General features: G+C 46.4%; 21 protein-coding genes. 7 read left to right on the forward strand and 14 right to left on the reverse strand.

The genetic code is table 11. The features are described from left to right. The first annotated feature begins 221 nt into the window (after positions 1-221). Positions 222-599 carry a MerR family DNA-binding transcriptional regulator gene (locus F9L33_RS09830; protein WP_152142616.1) on the forward strand — a complete coding sequence of 126 codons (378 nt, stop codon included), beginning with the start codon at positions 222-224 and terminating at the stop codon, positions 597-599. Between the two features lie 93 nt (positions 600-692). Next, on the forward strand, positions 693-1,085 hold the full coding sequence (locus tag F9L33_RS09835) for a MerR family DNA-binding transcriptional regulator (RefSeq protein ID WP_152142617.1): 393 nt from the start codon (positions 693-695) through the stop codon (positions 1,083-1,085). On the opposite strand, the gene F9L33_RS09840 is transcribed toward F9L33_RS09835, so the two are convergent. Next, complete coding sequence (locus F9L33_RS09840; protein WP_152142618.1) at positions 1,082-1,729, reverse strand: sulfotransferase family 2 domain-containing protein; 648 nt, start codon at positions 1,727-1,729, stop codon at positions 1,082-1,084. The genes F9L33_RS09835 and F9L33_RS09840 overlap by 4 nt on opposite strands. Positions 1,730-1,766: 37 nt before the next feature. Next, on the reverse strand, positions 1,767-2,678 hold the full coding sequence (locus F9L33_RS09845; protein WP_152142619.1) for a DMT family transporter: 912 nt from the start codon (positions 2,676-2,678) through the stop codon (positions 1,767-1,769). 196 nt (positions 2,679-2,874) lie between these two features. On the opposite strand from F9L33_RS09845, the gene F9L33_RS09850 reads away from it, so the two are divergent. After that, positions 2,875-3,885 (forward strand): hypothetical protein, encoded by a 1,011-nt coding sequence (locus F9L33_RS09850; RefSeq protein ID WP_152142620.1) that lies wholly within the window; start codon positions 2,875-2,877, stop codon positions 3,883-3,885. On the opposite strand, the gene F9L33_RS09855 is transcribed toward F9L33_RS09850, so the two are convergent. The 7 genes from F9L33_RS09855 to F9L33_RS09885 form a co-directional block, all read right to left on the reverse strand. Next, on the reverse strand, positions 3,882-4,562 hold the full coding sequence (locus F9L33_RS09855; protein ID WP_152142621.1) for an ABC transporter ATP-binding protein: 681 nt from the start codon (positions 4,560-4,562) through the stop codon (positions 3,882-3,884). The two genes, F9L33_RS09850 and F9L33_RS09855, sit on opposite strands and share 4 nt — an antisense overlap. After that, the gene (locus F9L33_RS09860; protein WP_152142622.1) at positions 4,555-5,844 is read right to left on the reverse strand and encodes a lipoprotein-releasing ABC transporter permease subunit; all 1,290 of its coding nucleotides are present in this window, start codon (positions 5,842-5,844) and stop codon (positions 4,555-4,557) included. The genes F9L33_RS09855 and F9L33_RS09860 overlap by 8 nt, the downstream gene beginning before the upstream one ends. Continuing rightward, the gene (locus tag F9L33_RS09865) at positions 5,841-6,329 is read right to left on the reverse strand and encodes a DUF2937 family protein (protein ID WP_152142623.1); all 489 of its coding nucleotides are present in this window, start codon (positions 6,327-6,329) and stop codon (positions 5,841-5,843) included. Before F9L33_RS09865 ends, F9L33_RS09860 begins: the two co-directional genes overlap by 4 nt. Further along, the gene (gene proS, locus F9L33_RS09870) at positions 6,330-7,667 is read right to left on the reverse strand and encodes a proline--tRNA ligase (RefSeq protein WP_152142624.1); all 1,338 of its coding nucleotides are present in this window, start codon (positions 7,665-7,667) and stop codon (positions 6,330-6,332) included. It abuts the gene before it with no gap. Between the two features lie 81 nt (positions 7,668-7,748). Continuing rightward, positions 7,749-9,215: a Ppx/GppA phosphatase family protein gene (locus tag F9L33_RS09875; protein ID WP_152142625.1), complete on the reverse strand. Its 1,467-nt coding sequence runs from the start codon at positions 9,213-9,215 to the stop codon at positions 7,749-7,751. A 3-nt stretch (positions 9,216-9,218) separates the two neighbouring features. Next, on the reverse strand, positions 9,219-9,896 hold the full coding sequence (locus F9L33_RS09880; protein ID WP_152142626.1) for a chromosomal replication initiator DnaA: 678 nt from the start codon (positions 9,894-9,896) through the stop codon (positions 9,219-9,221). A gap of 2 nt (positions 9,897-9,898) precedes the next feature. Continuing rightward, positions 9,899-11,008, reverse strand: a complete 1,110-nt coding sequence (locus tag F9L33_RS09885) for an AI-2E family transporter (RefSeq protein ID WP_152142627.1) — start codon at positions 11,006-11,008, stop codon at positions 9,899-9,901. A gap of 120 nt (positions 11,009-11,128) precedes the next feature. On the opposite strand from F9L33_RS09885, the gene F9L33_RS09890 reads away from it, so the two are divergent. Both F9L33_RS09890 and F9L33_RS09895 read left to right on the forward strand, forming a co-directional pair. Beyond that, positions 11,129-11,479: a Lin0512 family protein gene (locus F9L33_RS09890; protein ID WP_152142628.1), complete on the forward strand. Its 351-nt coding sequence runs from the start codon at positions 11,129-11,131 to the stop codon at positions 11,477-11,479. Further along, positions 11,476-11,847 (forward strand): Lin0512 family protein, encoded by a 372-nt coding sequence (locus F9L33_RS09895; protein WP_152142629.1) that lies wholly within the window; start codon positions 11,476-11,478, stop codon positions 11,845-11,847. The genes F9L33_RS09890 and F9L33_RS09895 overlap by 4 nt, the downstream gene beginning before the upstream one ends. A gap of 40 nt (positions 11,848-11,887) precedes the next feature. Here F9L33_RS09895 and F9L33_RS09900 read toward each other — a convergent pair whose 3' ends face one another. Together F9L33_RS09900 and F9L33_RS09905 are read right to left on the reverse strand one after the other, a co-directional pair. After that, complete coding sequence (locus tag F9L33_RS09900) at positions 11,888-12,343, reverse strand: SRPBCC domain-containing protein (RefSeq protein ID WP_152142630.1); 456 nt, start codon at positions 12,341-12,343, stop codon at positions 11,888-11,890. A gap of 9 nt (positions 12,344-12,352) precedes the next feature. Then, a complete protein-coding gene (locus F9L33_RS09905) occupies positions 12,353-13,021 on the reverse strand; it encodes a glutathione S-transferase family protein (RefSeq protein WP_152142631.1) in 669 nt (222 codons plus the stop codon). Positions 13,022-13,148: 127 nt separating this feature from the next. Between F9L33_RS09905 and F9L33_RS09910 the strand changes: the two genes are divergently transcribed. After that, complete coding sequence (locus F9L33_RS09910; protein WP_152142632.1) at positions 13,149-13,490, forward strand: helix-turn-helix domain-containing protein; 342 nt, start codon at positions 13,149-13,151, stop codon at positions 13,488-13,490. 305 nt (positions 13,491-13,795) lie between these two features. Here F9L33_RS09910 and F9L33_RS09915 read toward each other — a convergent pair whose 3' ends face one another. From F9L33_RS09915 to F9L33_RS09925, 3 genes are read right to left on the reverse strand one after another with little or no spacing between them, the layout of a single operon-like run. Then, positions 13,796-14,287: a T6SS immunity protein Tdi1 domain-containing protein gene (locus F9L33_RS09915; RefSeq protein ID WP_226804072.1), complete on the reverse strand. Its 492-nt coding sequence runs from the start codon at positions 14,285-14,287 to the stop codon at positions 13,796-13,798. Then, positions 14,239-15,375 (reverse strand): NADH:flavin oxidoreductase/NADH oxidase, encoded by a 1,137-nt coding sequence (locus F9L33_RS09920; RefSeq protein ID WP_226804074.1) that lies wholly within the window; start codon positions 15,373-15,375, stop codon positions 14,239-14,241. Before F9L33_RS09920 ends, F9L33_RS09915 begins: the two co-directional genes overlap by 49 nt. 2 nt (positions 15,376-15,377) lie before the next feature. Beyond that, positions 15,378-16,142 carry an NAD kinase gene (locus F9L33_RS09925; RefSeq protein ID WP_152142634.1) on the reverse strand — a complete coding sequence of 255 codons (765 nt, stop codon included), beginning with the start codon at positions 16,140-16,142 and terminating at the stop codon, positions 15,378-15,380. A gap of 193 nt (positions 16,143-16,335) precedes the next feature. Here F9L33_RS09925 and glyA point away from each other — a divergent pair, with 193 nt between their 5' ends. Then, positions 16,336-17,628 carry a serine hydroxymethyltransferase gene (gene glyA, locus F9L33_RS09930; protein ID WP_152142635.1) on the forward strand — a complete coding sequence of 431 codons (1,293 nt, stop codon included), beginning with the start codon at positions 16,336-16,338 and terminating at the stop codon, positions 17,626-17,628. Positions 17,629-17,685: the final 57 nt, after the last annotated feature.

Below are 17,685 nucleotides of genomic sequence, written 5' to 3' on the forward strand. Positions count from 1 at the left end.
GCTAATCGCAATACTATTCATGTTGCTAAAATTACGCGCAAGTTGAAATTTCACTTACACCCACAAGCTTATTACAACTCTGCAATCCTTCAAAATATGACCCAACGTCACTTTCGATCCCAAATTGATGTGGTTGTTGAAGTAATCTTGATAGCATAGTCGTTCTAAAAGCTTGAAAAGTGAAACAAATTCAATAAAATGACCTCAAAGTTGGAGTTTAAATGGCCGAACAAGAAAAATTAACGCTAAAAGAAATGTGTGAGAAGTTCGACGTGACACCTCGCACCCTGCGGTATTACGAATATATTGAGTTACTTCAGCCTGAAAAAGAAGGCCGCACACGATATTTCGGCTCCACAGAGATGGCTCGATTAGAGTTAATTTTACGAGGTCGCCGCTTCGGTTTCTCGTTAGAAGAAATTCGTCAATGGTTAGAGCTTTATGACCAAGACCCAAATCACAAGACACAAATGGAAGCTTGGTTGGAAATGTCCGAAGCTCAAATTAAGGAATTAGAGTACCGTAAACTTCAACTAGAAGAGACAATCAAAGAGCTCAGCGATCTTCGAACGCACGCAAAATCTGTTTTAGGAAAGTAACGTAACGTAAATCAAATGTTACCTAAGGTGTAACTTGAAGGTGAATATCTTTCTTCATACATGCCCACCACAAACATAACAATTAGGTGACATATTATGGATGCTGTCTTAACGATCCGCCAGATGTGCGATAAATTTGAAGTTACAGCGCGTACTTTGCGCTTTTATGAAGACAAAGAACTGATTGCCCCAATTCGGGAAGGTCAAAAGCGTTTGTATACCAAACGTGAGCAAGTCCGTGTAAATCTAATTCTACAAGGGAAACGTTTTGGGTTCTCTTTAGAAAACATGCGTGAACTCCTTGATTTATACTATTTAGACGACCAACAAAAAACACAGATGGAACGTGCCGTAATTTTGGGTGAGCAACGCCTGATCGACATGGAACAACAGCGTAAAGAGTTGGATCAAGCGATCATTGATATCAAAGAACGTTTGAAAATCAGCAACGACTGGCTGAAATCAGCGAAAAAGAAGGCTGGCTAAAACTCATACCCAAATCGATTGATGTCTTCTTCAAAGGCGGCAGCAATGATTTCACGGCCAGTATCATCATAATACTTTGAATATTCTTTATCGCGTTGGGATTTATTATCATGGGGCAATTCCCCTAATTTAAATCCCAACGTGGTTTCTAATATCTGAGCGTCCTGCGCCAGATGTTCTAACCGCAGATACAGATTGCATCGGTCCATCCCATCATGATCCATGACATAGCTCTTTGCCGCATCATTTTTGAAACTGCGTTGCATCATCCCGTTCCGCAGAAAATCCGCAAACGGCATCGATTGGGCAATTTTAACTGCGGGATGATCAAACGTTTGTTTCTTTAACCAATGATAATATGACACCACGCGGTCCCAAGGGTTACGCACAATAGTGAACACAAAATACTGTTCAATCTGCTCTTGTGTGATCAACCCGTAAACATCCGTCAGTCGTGCATGTTTCCACAATCGTCCTGACGCTTTCACATTTTTCAAACGGCTGCGCCTATTCTTGGCTTTGGGTGTATCCCCAATCAGCACATCATCCTTCATCGCTTTGTTTTCTAAAGCCAAACTTAAAGATGTTCCGCCAGTCTTGGGTATATGAACAAATATATATTTGCGGCCATGCGATATGATCATAAAAAAACGTAACCTGTCCGATGCACAATCTCAACCATCAAGCATCTTTACTGCGGATCGCGATTAATGCTCCCGATACGATAATAGCACCCATACCAATGATGGAAAGCCAATCCATGGCTTGGCCCCACATGACCCAACCAAAGAACCCAACGGATATCAGGAAGCTATATTCATAAACAGCAAGGTAAGACGCATCCGCCATTTGATATGCTTTGGCTTGTGCCGTCATAACACCCATCGCAATCGCTGCCATCAATGTGATAATCCCTGTAGCATAGGCCGAAGGCCATATCCAACCACGTGTTGCAAAGGTAATGTCCGCCTCGGCAGGTGGTGATATCCAAAAGAAATAACTTGCCCCAATCATGCCATATATAGCCATCGTGGCCAAAAACCAAAACGCCAATACACCAGCTGCTTCATCCGAGCATTTTACACGTGTCACGATAAGCCCAAGCGCATAAAAGGCAGCACCAATAAGCGGTAGAACACTAAGAATTGAAAAATCAGACGCGCTGGGCTTTAGGACGAGTAAAACGCCAATAAAACCTAGGAAAATCGCACCAATGCGCCACAGACCAATACGTTCTTTGAACAGCAAAACGGAAAAGATCAAAACGAAAATAGGTGCCGCAAACAACGCAGCGCCAGCTTGAGCGATAGGCATATAAGCAATCACCGCAAAATAAAGCATCGCACCAGATGTAATGAACAGGCTACGTAATAAGACCCAAATCTTTTTCTTAGGTACAAAATCCCACTTAAGGTACACGCCGATCAAAGCCAACAAAACGCATGAAATTACATTGCGAATGGCATGCATTTGCCAAACACCAATATCATCAGAAATAAAATAAACCAAATTATCCGAGAACCCGATGGATGACATCGCTAACACCACCAAGCCAGCGGCAAGCAAAGTTTTATTCTGCGGTTGCGCACGCATGATCCGTCCCACCCTCTATTCATTCGACATTTGGAGATGGCTTTTAAATATCCTCAAAGCCAGTTCAACGATTGAAATCATCAATATAGAGCTCTGGCAAGACAATTTAATTTTTGTATTGTAAACAAAACTAGCAGGTTTAGTATTTTGTAGTTATAGTTATCACAAGAATAAGGCCGCAAAGGTCAATCAGGCGATGACAGCATTAAAAAAATTTGAACGGTTAGAAAGTCTTGGACTTTGGAAGGAAACAGAAACCTCTCAAAAGGTAGAAACTGTTGTGTCCTTTGGAAAATCCAGTCTTGTTATATCTGATCACAAAGATACACCGCTCACTCATTGGGCTTTGGGCGCGATTGAAATCGTAACATCTGATGAGGGCTGTACTATTTATGCCCCAGATAAAGAGCACACAGAAACATTAGAAATCACAGACCAAACTATGAATCGTGCGATCGAAAAGGTCCGCAAAGAAATTCGCCGTCCCAGATCACACCGCGGGCGCATTCGGCTATTATCTGCGGGGGCAATTGTCACATCACTTGGGTTGCTCAGCATTTTTTGGCTTCCCAAAGCATTGGCCGATTACACAACATCAGCGATCACCGATGCAAAATCACGCGAGATCGGCGCGAAATTGATGCCTTATATCAACCAATACGCAGGAACACCCTGCCGCAAAGGCGAAACGTTAACCTCTGTACGTAAGCTAGAGGACCGTTTGATTGGCGGCGAGCATAGCACATTGTTCATTTCCGATTTAGGTGCCCGTAAAAGCATGCATTTACCAGGCGGCATCATCTTGGCCAATAAAACATTGGTTGAAAATTATGATGGGGCTGAGATTTTAGCGGGCTATGTTCTGATGGAAAAAGCATTGCAACATGAAAGCCCAGCTTTGCACACGTTGTTCTTAGAAGCAGGCCCAATTGCAACGATATCGTTTTTGGTCACAGGCGAGATAAAAGGTGACGTTCTAGAACAATTCGCCAAAGACCGTATCACAGGTGCGATGAGCCAACCAGATAGTGTGGCATTGCTAGAGCTATTCAAATCCACCAACCTACCAAGCATACCTTTTGCAAAGACTTTAAACGCATCAGACGCGACACAAGCATTGATCGATGGTAACCCTGTCACAGGCCCATATGAGCCGTTACTGACGGACCCACAGTGGTTGGCATTGCAAACTATTTGCGAAAATTAAGCGTCGACCAAACTGCCGTTTTCCAAGCGCACAACGCGGTCCATACGTTGCGCCAATTCTAAGTTATGCGTAGCAATCACGGCAGATAATCCAGTGCCGCGCACCAATTCCATCAGCGCATCAAACACTGTGTCAGAGGTGGCAGGGTCTAAGTTCCCTGTCGGTTCATCCGCCAGCAACAGTTTAGGCGCATTCGCCAAAGCACGGCAAAATGCAACGCGCTGCTGTTCGCCACCAGACAGTTCCGCTGGGCGGTGACTGATACGGTGATCCAAGCCAATTTTACCCAGCAAATCACGCGCACGTGCGCAAGCATCCACTTTGGACACGCCATTTGCCAATTGCGGCAGCACAACATTTTCTTCGGCTGTAAATTCCTGCAACAAATGATGGAATTGATAGATAAAACCAACATCTTGGCGACGTGTCGTCGTGCGACGGCGATCTGATTTACCAATCTGATCTTGGCCTGAAATCATCACCGATCCGCTGTCTGGTGTATCCAATAACCCTGCAATATGCAGCAATGTGGATTTACCCGCACCTGATGGTGCAACCAGTCCAACAACTTCGCCTGCTTTCACGCTTAAATCAACATTTGACAGAACCGTAACTTCGGTCGGCAAACCAGCATTATAGGCTTTGGAAATCTTTGACAGGCTTAGAACATCACTCATAACGCAAAGCCTCCACTGGGTTCATGCGGGCGGCACGGCGCGCAGGGAATATTGTGATCGTGAAGGATAAACCAAGCGATAACACAACGGCGCTTAGCACATCCCCTAATTCCAGCTTTGCAGGTAGGTTCGACAACAAACGCACCGATGGATCCCAAACACCGCCACCACCTATGTAATTCACAAGGTCGAAAATTGGATCGATATATAGTGCAAACAGGCAGCCCATAATGACGCCGACAATAGTACCGACAACACCGATTGAGGCGCCACAGATAAAGAATACACGCATCACTGATCCTTCTGTCAGACCCATTGTACGCAAAATACCCACATCGCGGCCTTTGTTTTTCACCAACATGATCAAGCCAGATACGATGTTCATCGATGCAATCAGAACAAGGATCGAAAGGATGACAAACATGATGTTATCCTCCATCTGCAAAGCCCGTAAAAATGCACCACTGGCGTTTTTCCATGTCCAAGCCAGACTGCGATCACCCGCTGCGCGCGTTAGCTCCCCCGTCATTTCATCCACACGGTCAGGGTCCGCGACCATAACCTCAAATTCATCAACCACACCTTCGCGGTTAAAGAATGCTTGCGCCTCGGCAAGCGGCATATAGACCCGAACTTTATCAATGTCATAACGCCCGACACCAAATATATAAACAATATCATAACTGCCCACGCGTGGGCTGGTGCCAAAGGCAGTCTTTACACCATCTGGCGAAATCAGCGTGATCTTATCACCAACTGTCAGCCCCAATTCACGCGCTACACCTGTACCGATGGCAATACCATTTTCAAAGTCTTCAATAGATCCTATACGCGTTTCAGGTTCGGCAATCAGTGGAAGTGTTTTCAGATCATCCAGTGTTTCGCCAAACACCTGCACACCTGCATTGCGCCCGTTACCAGAGGCCATCACTTGTGCATTTACAATGGGTGCCACGCGCACAACACCAGGAACCTTTTTGATCTCAGCAACTTTAGCCTCATAATCCGAAAAACTGCGAACCGTCACACCTTGCGGATCAACATATGGCGATACATAAATCGAGGCATGAGCATTCGCCCCTAAAATTGTATTGGTGAATTCTGTGCGAAAACCAGAGCGAACGGCCAAAGTTGCGATCAATGCGAACACCGCCAAAGCAATACCGATCAGCGAAATCCATGTCATCACGCTGACCCCACCTTCGCGGCGTTTGGCCTTGATATATCGCCATGCGATCATCCATTCAAAGCCTGCGAATGGTTTTGTTGTACCTGTACTCATGCTGCCACCTGTTTCGGTTTTCTGCGCAATAAACGCATGAAGCCCGCAAATAATCCATAGCCAAAAAGAAAACCAATGCTCACAAAGCTGGCACCTTCAAGGGTTAGGGGAACCGCTGGTTTGAAATCCTCTACAGTCCCCTTAAAAACCTCACTATCGCGCATGCGCGCAACATAGGCCAAACGGTTAAAAGCGTTGGCATCTTTCAGCCGAGAGTAGTCCTCAAATAACGTATCGAAGCGATCAAAAGTGCGGCGCATATCGTTTTGGCGGCTTTCCAAAAATTCAGACCCCGTCATCACAGCCAAAGCTTCATCGCGATTGTAGCCTGCGCTTTTGGCAGAACTGTCAAAATCTTGAACCACTGTTGCCAATTCATCCAAAGCGCCACCCATGCGTTGCACATACTGTTGGGAATATTCTGGAAACTGTGACAAAGCACAGCCGCATAGTATTCCGCCAACAGTATTTACAATGCTGACCACTTAGACGCTCGCGTAAATCTGCGTTAATTTTTCCAATGCCATTTCAGGTGTCATCTCTTCGCTTTCACCAGACTTGCGTGATGTCAGCTCAACCACACCGTTTTTCAAACCGCGCGGGCCAACTGTGATGCGCCAAGGCATGCCAATCAAATCCATCGTAGCGAACTTGCCCCCTGCACGTTCATTACGGTCATCGTAAATTGGATCAATGCCCAGCGCCGTTGCTGACTTATATAAAGCTTCACAAGCGGCATCCGCTTCATCATCACCTTGCTTCAAATTCACAATCCCCACACCAAATGGCGTTACACCTTCGGGCCAAATGATACCTTTATCATCGTGGCTGGCTTCGATAATTGCGCCGATCAAACGGGACACACCGATACCGTGCGATCCCATGTGGACAGGCACTTCTTTACCATCTGAATTCACAACTTTTGCATTCATTGCTTCTGAATACTTCGTTCCAAAATAGAAAATTTGGCCAACTTCGATACCACGCGAAACCTTGCGACGTTCCTCTGGCACTTCATTAAATAAAGCTTCATCATGCGTCTCATCTGTGCGCGCATAAGGTGTTGTCCACTCTTTCATAATGTCCGCACATTGGTCCCAATTGTCGTAGTCAACTTCACGATCACCCAATGTTAGATCAAGAATATTCGTGTCGTAGAAAACTTCACTTTCACCTGTATCTGCAAGCACCAAAAACTCATGCGTATCGTCGCCACCAATCGGGCCACTGTCGGCGCGCATTGGAATGGCTTTTAGTCCCATACGTTCATACGTACGTAGGTAGCTTACCAAATGGCGGTTGTACGCATGCATTGCGCTTTCTTTATCGATGTCAAAATTGTAACCATCTTTCATAAAGAATTCGCGGCCACGCATCACACCAAAACGTGGGCGGCGTTCATCGCGAAACTTCCACTGGATTTGATAAAGCGTTTGCGGCAAATCTTTGTAAGATCGCACATGGCTGCGGAAAATATCCGTAACCTGTTCTTCATTCGTTGGGCCGTACAGCATATCGTGACCGTGACGATCAGAAATACGCAACATCTCTTCGCCGTAGTCATCGTAGCGACCGCTTTCACGCCAAAGATCAGCAGACTGTAATGTCGGCATCAAGATCGGGTTGTGCCCAGCGCGTTGTTGCTCTTCGTGCACAATGTTTTCCAATTTACGCAGAATTTTAAAGCCCATCGGCAGCCATGAATAAATCCCAGAGGACGCTTGTTTGATCATGCCAGCACGCAACATCAAGCGATGGCTGACGATTTGCGCGTCTGTTGGGTTTTCTTTGAGCGTTGGTAAAAAGTAACGTGACATACGCATGGGCGCGCAACTCCGATCTAAGTGTACATAATTGCAACTTGTCTATGGGAAATATTGTTTATTAGCAATTATGAAACGCCTTTATTCTATGCGCATTTCGGGCGTAAGTTCCATTGTTGCTGCCAAACTGCCCAAACGGCGTTCAACAACTTCACCGACCAAGCCTTCGCTTTCTTGGTCAATCCCTAGGATCAGCTTGCCCTTACCGAGTTTTAACTTGCCCATATGCGCCACATCAGGGCCGCCTAGCATTGCACCAAGGCGCATTGCACGACCAGCAATTTCAGCTTGCACTCTATCTTCTGGGGCCAGCATTTCATTCAATTCCGCTAGCTTCTTAGCCTTGGGTTTGTTGCGGTATCGGTGGATCAAAGCAACAGCCAGAAAAATACATTCTTGATGCGATAAACCCAGCAAATTACCACGGGCGACGTAGTCAAAACTGACTTCACCACGATAATCGGGATGTGCACGCCAATTCACATCATGCAATAGGCAAGCAGCCCAAATTAAACGTTTACGATCCTCATCCACATTGGTGAATAACGTTAAAACCCATGCGTATAACGTTGTCCCGAATTCAGGGAAACGTGCATCTGTACGTTCAAAATATTGACACGCTTCAATAAGTGGATCACGACGCTGCACGCGCGGCGGCATCTTTTCGTAAAGAACACCTTCGCGAATGCCAAATGAAGAAAAAGTTACCTTTTCAATATCTAGCGCCTTCAACACCCCCAACATAACCTGCGCAACAAGGTGTACATAATCCAAGCGATCCAGGTTAACCGCGCCATAAGCTTCGATCTCTTCGCGAGATTGTTTAAGCGTCCATTTTAAGAACTCTTTGAAATCTTTTGCATTTAATGTGTATTCGTTGATCACGGACAATGGATAGTCTTTGCGCGCCATATCCAGTGCAGCCAAAGATCGAATCGTGCCGCCAATCAAATAAAGCTGATGTGGCCCTTCAATCCCTATGGCCAAACCTTTGAGCTGCATTTTGATCTCAGCTTTAAGGGTTTTTTCATCCGTTTCAAATTTTTGCAAATGTAATGGACCCAATTCAGAGGTACGCGCCAATTCAATGTCACCCCCTCCGATTTTGGCCAGTTCCATAGATGACCCGCCCATATCACAAACCAATGCTTGCGCTTCGGGACGGCAAAAGAAAACACCCTGTGCTGAAAGAGCTGCCTCTTCATGCCCTGATACCACACGTAATGATATGTTCGTTGCCAACAATACATCATCGCAAAACGCTTGACCGTCGCTTGCATCACGCACAGCTGCTGTTGCTACAGTATGGATTTGTTTCACACCCATACGCTCTGCAATTCCAACAAACCGTTCAATCGCCGCCAATGCGCGTTTACGCCCTTCGGGGTTTAATATACCGCTATCTGCTAGCCCACGGCCCAGACCGCAACTGACTTTTTCATTGAAAAACTGTAAAGGAGCGCGTTTTGCGCCATAATAAACAACCAGCCGAACAGAATTTGAACCCACATCAATCACTGCTGTTTTATCAGGTTCAGTCGTATTCATATATTAAGCGCCAATCATTTCATCAAGAACACGCCCAGCCAGACGTTTATTGATAGGTTTTTTACCAGCTAATGCCGCATGGTCCAAGGCTTTCACCAAATCGCCTGCAAACGCGAAGGAACGATCCATGCGCTTAAGGATATATTGGATTAAGGATGGGTCTACATCTATCTGGCGGTCTGAAAATAGCTTTACTAAGAGGACAGATAGTAAAATATCATCAGGTGTTGAAAGCTGTGCTAATTGTGTGCCCGATAAGCGGCTTAACAGATCAGGTAATTGAATGTCCCATTCTGCAATCACGCCACTGCCTGTCATCAACAAAGGGTGGCCCATTTGGTGCATCAAATTATGCAGATGGAACAAAGCATTTTCACCATCGGAATCTCCTGCAAGCTTATGCACATCCTCAACAACAACAGGTTGTTCTGCCAAAGTTTCCAAACGCTCATAGGCCAATGTATTGGCTTTTAATGTAATCGCACCCACATCCTCAGCCCAAATCTGCGCCAAATGCGTTTTGCCTGATCCAACAGGACCACATAAAACCAACTTACCCAAAGCCCAAGACTGCCAATTTTCCATCATACGCACAGCCACATCATTGGCAGGAGAAACAAAGAAGTCCTCACGTCCAAAAGCCGTCTTAGGCGGCAAATCAAAAATCAATTGTTCTGGCATTATTATGACTTCGTTTTTGCCGCGCGTTTACGGGGTTTTGGCGCAGGTTTAGGCTTTATCGTCTCTGTGCCGCGATAAAGTTTACCCTGCAAATACTGTCCAATACCAAAGCGGAAGAAGACGCCAAGTATTGCAGCAACAGGCACAGCCACTAACATACCTGTGAAACCCATCAAACCGCCAAAGGCAGACAATGCAAACATCAACCAAACGGGGTGAAGACCAACAGAACCGCCAACCAATTTAGGCGTTAATACATTCCCTTCAAGAACCTGACCAATGACAAATATGATCGCTACGACGACGATCCATTCAGGGGTGCCCCAAAACTGGAATAATGCCAAACCAATTGACAATACACCACCAATGACTGAACCAACATAAGGGATGAACGTTAATAGGCCCGCGATCAGGCCAACAACCAAACCGAATTGCAGCCCTACAACCATCAATGCAATAGCATAAAAGGTTCCTAAAATCGCACATACAGTCAGTTGTCCGCGGACAAAACCCGCCAATACTTTGTCTACTTCTTTAGCTAAGCCGCGCAATTGTTCCAAATGATCACGCGGCAACCAATTGTCCACAGTTTCGATCATATCGTCCCAATCCAATATCATATAAAACGCAACAACGGGAGCTACGATAATAAAGATGACGGCGTCCAAGATTGAAAATGCAGATGCCAGTACTGCATTCGCAAAGGCAGCCCCCTGCCCCTTTAACACTCCGGCAACCGATTGAAGACCGCGATTAATTGCTGATCCTTCTTCCATCATGCTTGGAAAGCGTTCTGCTAAAATCGTTTGGATATGTGCAAAATATGTGGGTGTGGCTTTTACCAAAGCCCCCAATTGCTCGACCAACATTGGGACCAACAACACGATCATAATAATGCCAAAAACCAAAGCAACAGCAGTGATGATAATTGTCGCTGATACACGGCTAAACTTCATGGTTTCTAATCGATCTGCGATTGGATCCATAAAGTAAGCAATCGCCATACCCGTTATAAAGGGCAAAATAATATCGCCCAGCATCCACATTGCCAAAAGAAAGACGACAAAACCGATGCTCCAATAGGATGCTTGCTGCCGAACTGTTAACGCCATATTGGCCCCCAAACTACTTTTATCCCTTGTCCAACAGGCTTGGCCGAAATGCAAGTCTTTGATCGCCTTGCCCTTACGCGCAAAACCCGCCATATCTTGCACAACTTCAGGAGATTTAGCATGGCAAAAACACGTATGTTACATGAGTTCGGTATGGGCAGTTCGCTGCGCCGCACCGATTACACGGGGGCTGCGATGCGTGCCCTGAAAGACGCCCTTTGGCACAACTCTATCAGCATTGCACCCGCGTTTGGCTTTCCAAAAGAAGCGATGATTGTAGATGTGGATGTTGCCGTTCAACAACCCGATCAGGTGAATGTGGATGAACTGAAAGCTGTGTTCCCATATGGTCAGATCAATGTAAAAGCATCAGCAGGTGGTTTGGATGTTCCAAAACCAGACGGATCTGGCATTACCATTGTAGCGCATGCAGCCATTGTCGTGTCTTTTGATATGGAGTTGGCATCATGAGCGTGGAACGTATCATTTTGGAAATGGGTGCAGGCAATGATCTTTATGGTCAAGATTACACCAAAGCCGCCAACCGTGCCGTGCAGGATGCATTGCGCCACAGCTCGCTGATTTTCTTTCGTTCGTTGGATATTCCATCCGAAGAAATGACTGTGAAAGTGACGATTGGTGTGCAAGAGCCTGACAAAGTGGATGTTGAGGCCGTAGCAGCCACATTGCCGCGTGGACGTGCAGAAGTCACAGCCGTGTTTGGTGGGCAGAATGTTGTGGATACAGATAATGACACCGTGTCTGTGATTGCGACGGCTGCTGTAGAGGCGTTTGTGGATATTGATCAATCCAAATGGAAACTGACTGAGCCAGCATAAACATTTATGAATGCGCCCAACATGTGGGCGCATTCCAAATTTACCCTTTATGGGGTTTCCCAACACCCGTGTTCAGATACTCTTTTAAACTGTCCGTAAAAAACATATCCCAGCCCGCTTGGCATATATCAAAGCACAGCAAATTAGGTGTTAGGCCAACATGTTCCAGTTCGATTTTCGTACCATCTGCTTCTGGTGAAATGCTCCACTTTAACGAAGATCCCAACCATTCCTGTTCAATCTCTTTTGGCTGACCTTCATGAATATGAAGCGCATCAACGCATTCCAATTCCACATAGGTTGAAGGTGCCAACTTCACCGCCTCAAATGTCCAGTATGAAACACCAGGGGGAAACGTAAATTTGGCACGATCACCAACTTTGTGGATAAGTTGATCTGGCTTTGTCCACCAATGTTCAAAACCCGAAGTCAAAGCCGCAAAGGCTGCATCTGCATTTGCGCTGACATAAATTGTTCTTTTGTAGTTTTCAGACATCACCTTCTCCTATGCCGCTTCGGCCCAATGTGGTGGGAATGATTGAGCAACACCTGAAACGGTTTCAACACGCCCAATCCAAGATGACATTGCAGTGGTGAATGCATCAAAATTTGCAAGCCCCAAATCAGCCATAATCTCGGACTTCGTATCCATTGCACGCTGGATAAGCCGCACATGTGGGAAGGCAACCGCATCAGCCGCAGTAGGCATTGCACCTGCAAGAAACTTGGTCTGTTTTAAAATTGCGTCCCACGTTTGTAATTCTGCGCGCAGCTTTTCTGATGCTTCCAAAAGTTCTGGTGTTGCTTTTGATGCATTTTCGAAAAATATCGGCCGCAAAAGGCCACTGATAGCAGGAGGAATGTAATCAGCAGCTTCCATTGATTTTTGCCAAATCTCGGCCGCCTCATCGGCCGTTTCACCAAATAAAGGATTTTCAGGAAAGGCACGGTCCAGCCATGCCAGAATTGCGATGGAATCGCGAATAACTACATCATCCTTAAGCAACGTTGGCATGGTGCCACGCGGGTTGATGCGCAGGTAAGCATCTTGCTTATGTTCTTGATCTGCACCTGAGAGTAATTGGGTTTTATAATCGATGCCTTTAATCGCCATACCGACCATAACGCGCCACGGGCATGGTGCGCCGCTGATTGTATAAAGGGTAATATCCATTGTTTGGTCTCCGTCATATTAGATTTGCACCAAACGTAGGCCTGATATATCAATTTAAAAAGTAGGCAGTATTTTTTGATATACTATCAAAAATAATACTAATGCATAAAATAAGGGAGTAATGCGTATGAAAGATGTGTGTCAGCCACCTGATTGTGAGGTGGAACTTTGTCCAGCGCCCGTGATCATCGGCATGATTGGCGGAAAATGGAAGTTGCTGATCCTACAGATTCTGATCTTTCGGGGCACCAAAAGATTCGGGGAATTGCGTCGGTTGATAGACGGGGTCACACAAACAATGTTGACCAATCAATTGCGCGCTTTGGAAGCGGATGGTTTGGTATCCCGCAAGGTCTATGCCGAAGTCCCCCCGCGTGTGGAATATTCAGCAACCCAAGACGGTAAAAACCTAGAAGCCATGTTTAACGCCATGCATGCATGGTGGGAAAATCGCGATCATAAAGAATGACACGGGTTTAGCCCTGTCAGCATTCTCTCTGACAAGGTTTTGCATCTCTATATGTAATGTAAGTTATAAAAGGTGGCGCCACCTGCGTGTGGTATAATGCCTGCTAGGGGTTGATAGCCCCTATGCCTATTCCAACTGTTGTTTCGGTGGTTTCCTCATTTGACGCTGTTACCCGCCCTTTGAAAACCCATGAACCACTTTTGCTAGCGGGGTTAGTTATACAGCGAGAATAGTTATGGAAGTGTTAGGGGGGCGTGCGGTGAATAGAAAATGAACACCTAATAAAATCCATTATATATTTTATATCAATCTATTACCTTTAATTTTATTTCCGCTCCATCGGGTAAGTCTTTTATTTCTCTTGCCAAATATCCAGAATATTCAATCAACTCACTTAATGATACAGTCCGTATATTATCGGCTTCATATTTTCCGCCAAGCAACCCAGGGAATACAAGATAGTAGGCATTACCTTCCTTCAGTTTACCTAAACTTTGGCGCGCAACTTCGACTATTTGGGACATTTCCCAATCAAGTATAAAATTACTATCTTCAGTAAGTTGGGAAAACTCATTTGATGTTTCCGCTACTACCTCACAGCTCAATTCTTCTGGACAAATTCGCCAGTATTTTCCACTGTCATCTAAAATCAATAAGTTTCCAAATTCATTACGTCCCACAATTCGATCAGCACTTAAACCAGTCCAACCCCAGTGTTCGTTGATTAGCTCAAGCATCTTCATATCGCTTATCGCAGCCCCAACTTCTTCAGCAACCGATCCCGTTTCATCAACCACCAACCTGATTCAATCGGCCATGCGGCGTGGTTTTCGTCTGCTTCTAATTCCGCAGCGGCATGAAGTGGCCAGTTGGGGTCGTCTAGCAATTCACGTGCAAGGGCCACCATGTCAGCCTGTCCGTTTGATATTAAATCTGCGCAAGCTTTTGCATCCCATAAGAATCCGACAGCCATTGTTGGCAAATCAGCATCTTTGCGGATTTGCTCTGCGAACGGCACCTGAAAGCCCTGTTCGATCACCATGCGGCGCGGGCGGTCTTTGCCGCCGATGCCGCCTGTGGAGCAATCGATGATGTCTACGCCAGCGGCTTTTAACGCTTTCGCTGTTTCAACCGTATCTTCGACCTCAACTCCGCCATCCAGCCAATCGGTTGCAGAGAGGCGGAAAGCCAGCGGGTATGTGTCGGGCCAATGGGCGCGGATGGATTTCGCCACTTCCACCGCAAAGCGTCTGCGGTTTTCTGCATTGCCACCCCACCCGTCTGTGCGTTTGTTGGCAATCGGCGACAGGAACTGATGCACCAAGAAACCATGTGCAGCATAGACCTCGATCATCTTAAAGCCCGCTTCCAAGGAGCGGCGAGCGGCTTGGCCAAAGGATGCAATTACACGTTGAATATCCTCTTCGGACATTTCCAATGGTGTCGGCCATCCATCTGCATAGGGAATGGCAGACGGGCCAATGGCCTGCCAAGGGGCCTCTCCACGTTCGGCAACATCTTCATCATCCACAGGTGTTTCGCCATGCCATGGCCGACGTTCCGATGCTTTGCGGCCTGCATGGGACAATTGGATGGCGGGCACTGCACCCTCTTGTGCAATAAAGCTTGTGATCTGTTTCAGCTTTTCAATCTGACCATCTTCCCAAATGCCCAAATCCCCATGAGTGCGGCGGGCATCAGCCTCGATTGCAGTCGCTTCGGCATAGACCAGCGCAGCGCCCCCCAGTGCGAAACGCCCTAAATGCACCAGATGCCAGTCATTCGCATAGCCATCTTTGGCGCGGTATTGGCTCATCGGTGAAACGGCGATGCGGTTTTTAAAGGTGATCTCGCGTAAAGTGTAGGGCGTAAAAAGTTTAGTCATATTTATACGAATTGTTCCCGAATAAGACGTTCTTCCAAACCGTGGCCTGGATCAAAAAGGATGCGGTGCGAAACATTTGGTTCGTTGCAAATCTCAACCGACAGCACATGGATCGCCTCTTTGCCATCCGCCACAGCATTTACAGGGCGCTTTTCAGGTTCCAGCACATCAAACCGCACATGCGCAGACATCGGCAGCAACGCACCACGCCAACGGCGCGGGCGGAAGGCGGCCATGGCTGTTAGTGCTAAAATCTCAGCACCAATTGGCAAGATCGGCCCATGGGCAGAATAGTTGTATGCGGTGGAACCCGCAGGTGTGGACAACAAAGCACCATCACAAACCAATTCGCTTAGCCGTTCACGACCATCTACGGATATTTTTAGTTTTGCCGCTTGCGGACCGTGGCGGATCAATGAGACCTCGTTAATGGCCAGCGATTCAACAGTTGTGCCATCTTCGCATTGTGCTGTCATTCTCAATGGATGAATGACAGCCTCTTCTGCCTCTTCCAGACGTGTGAACAGACATTCATCCGTAAATTCATTCATCAAGAACCCAACAGAACCACGGTTCATACCATAAACGGGTGTCGTCAGATGCTCGGTTGAATGCAATGTTTCTAACATCAAACCGTCGCCGCCAAGGGCAACAATAACGTCAGCCTCTTCCACAGAAACGTTTCCGTATTCCTTAGATAACAGTTCAAATGCGTCACCGGCGTCATCTGCGCGACTCGCTACGAAGCTTAATTTTTTGCGACTCATTTAATCCGTCACCTTATTCATAGGGGTTTCACCCACCAAAACCTTAGTAAAGTTTCCTATAGGAAACTTATTTCCAATAGGAACCATCGAAATGCGGCGTCTTGTACACCGCCCTTGTCGTTTTACAACTTACATACATAAACCCAATATACTAGGACAGTCTCAGATTTATAGACCTTTAGGAGTGAGTGCTATGTCAACAGCTCGTGACGCTGGATTTTTCACAGAAGACCTATCTTCTCGTGACCCTGAACTTTTCGGTTCCATTACAAAAGAATTGGGCCGTCAACGCGATGAGATCGAATTGATCGCATCTGAAAACATTGTGTCTAAAGCAGTGATGCAGGCACAAGGTTCTGTGATGACCAACAAATATGCCGAAGGCTATGCAGGTCGTCGTTACTATGGCGGTTGCCAATATGTAGACATCGCTGAAAACCTTGCAAATGACCGCGCAAAACAATTGTTCGGCTGTGAATATGCAAACGTTCAACCAAACTCTGGTTCCCAAGCAAACCAAGGTGTTTTCCAAGCGTTGATCCAACCAGGTGACACGATCCTAGGTATGGATTTGGCATCAGGTGGTCACCTTACTCACGGTGCAGCCCCTAACCAATCTGGTAAGTGGTTCAATGCTGTTCAATACGGCGTTCGCAAAGAAGACAACTTGATCGATTATGATCAAGTGGCTGCTTTGGCAAAAGAGCACCAACCAAAATTGATCATCGCTGGTGGTTCTGCTGTACCTCGTCAAATCGATTTCGCAAAATTCCGTGAAATCGCAGACAGCGTTGGCGCATACCTACACGTAGACATGGCACACTTTGCAGGTCTTGTAGCAGCTGGTGAACACCCAAGCCCGTTCCCACACGCACACGTTGCAACAACAACAACACACAAAACATTGCGTGGCCCACGCGGTGGTATGATCCTTACAAACGATGAAGCGATCTTTAAGAAAACAAACTCTGCGATCTTCCCAGGTATCCAAGGCGGTCCTTTGATGCACGTGATTGCTGCGAAAGCAGTTGCATTTGGCGAAGCATTGCGCCCTGAGTTCAAAGATTACCAAAAGCAAGTGCGTGCAAACGCTGTTGCATTGGCTGATCAATTGATCAAAGGCGGTTTGGACATCGTAACAGGTGGTACAGACACACACGTGATGTTGGTAGACCTACGTCCAAAAGGCGTAACAGGTAACATCACTGACAAAGCTTTGGGTCGTGCACACATCACATGTAACAAAAACGGTATCCCGTTTGACCCAGAAAAACCAACAGTGACATCTGGTATCCGTTTGGGCACACCAGCAGGCACAACACGTGGTTTCGGCGAAGACGAGTTCCGTCAAATCGCTGACATGATCGTTGAAGTTGTAGACGGCTTGGCTGCAAACGGCGAAGACGGCAATGCAGACGTAGAAGCAGGCGTTCGCGCTAAAGTATCAGAGCTTTGCGCAAAGTTCCCACTTTACGATGATATGTAAGCTTTAATATTTAAAGTTATTGGGCGCGTTCGGTATATACTGAGCGCGCCTTTTTTG

It is taken from the genome of Amylibacter sp. SFDW26 (assembly GCF_009184395.1).
Classification (GTDB): Bacteria; Pseudomonadota; Alphaproteobacteria; order Rhodobacterales; family Rhodobacteraceae; genus Amylibacter.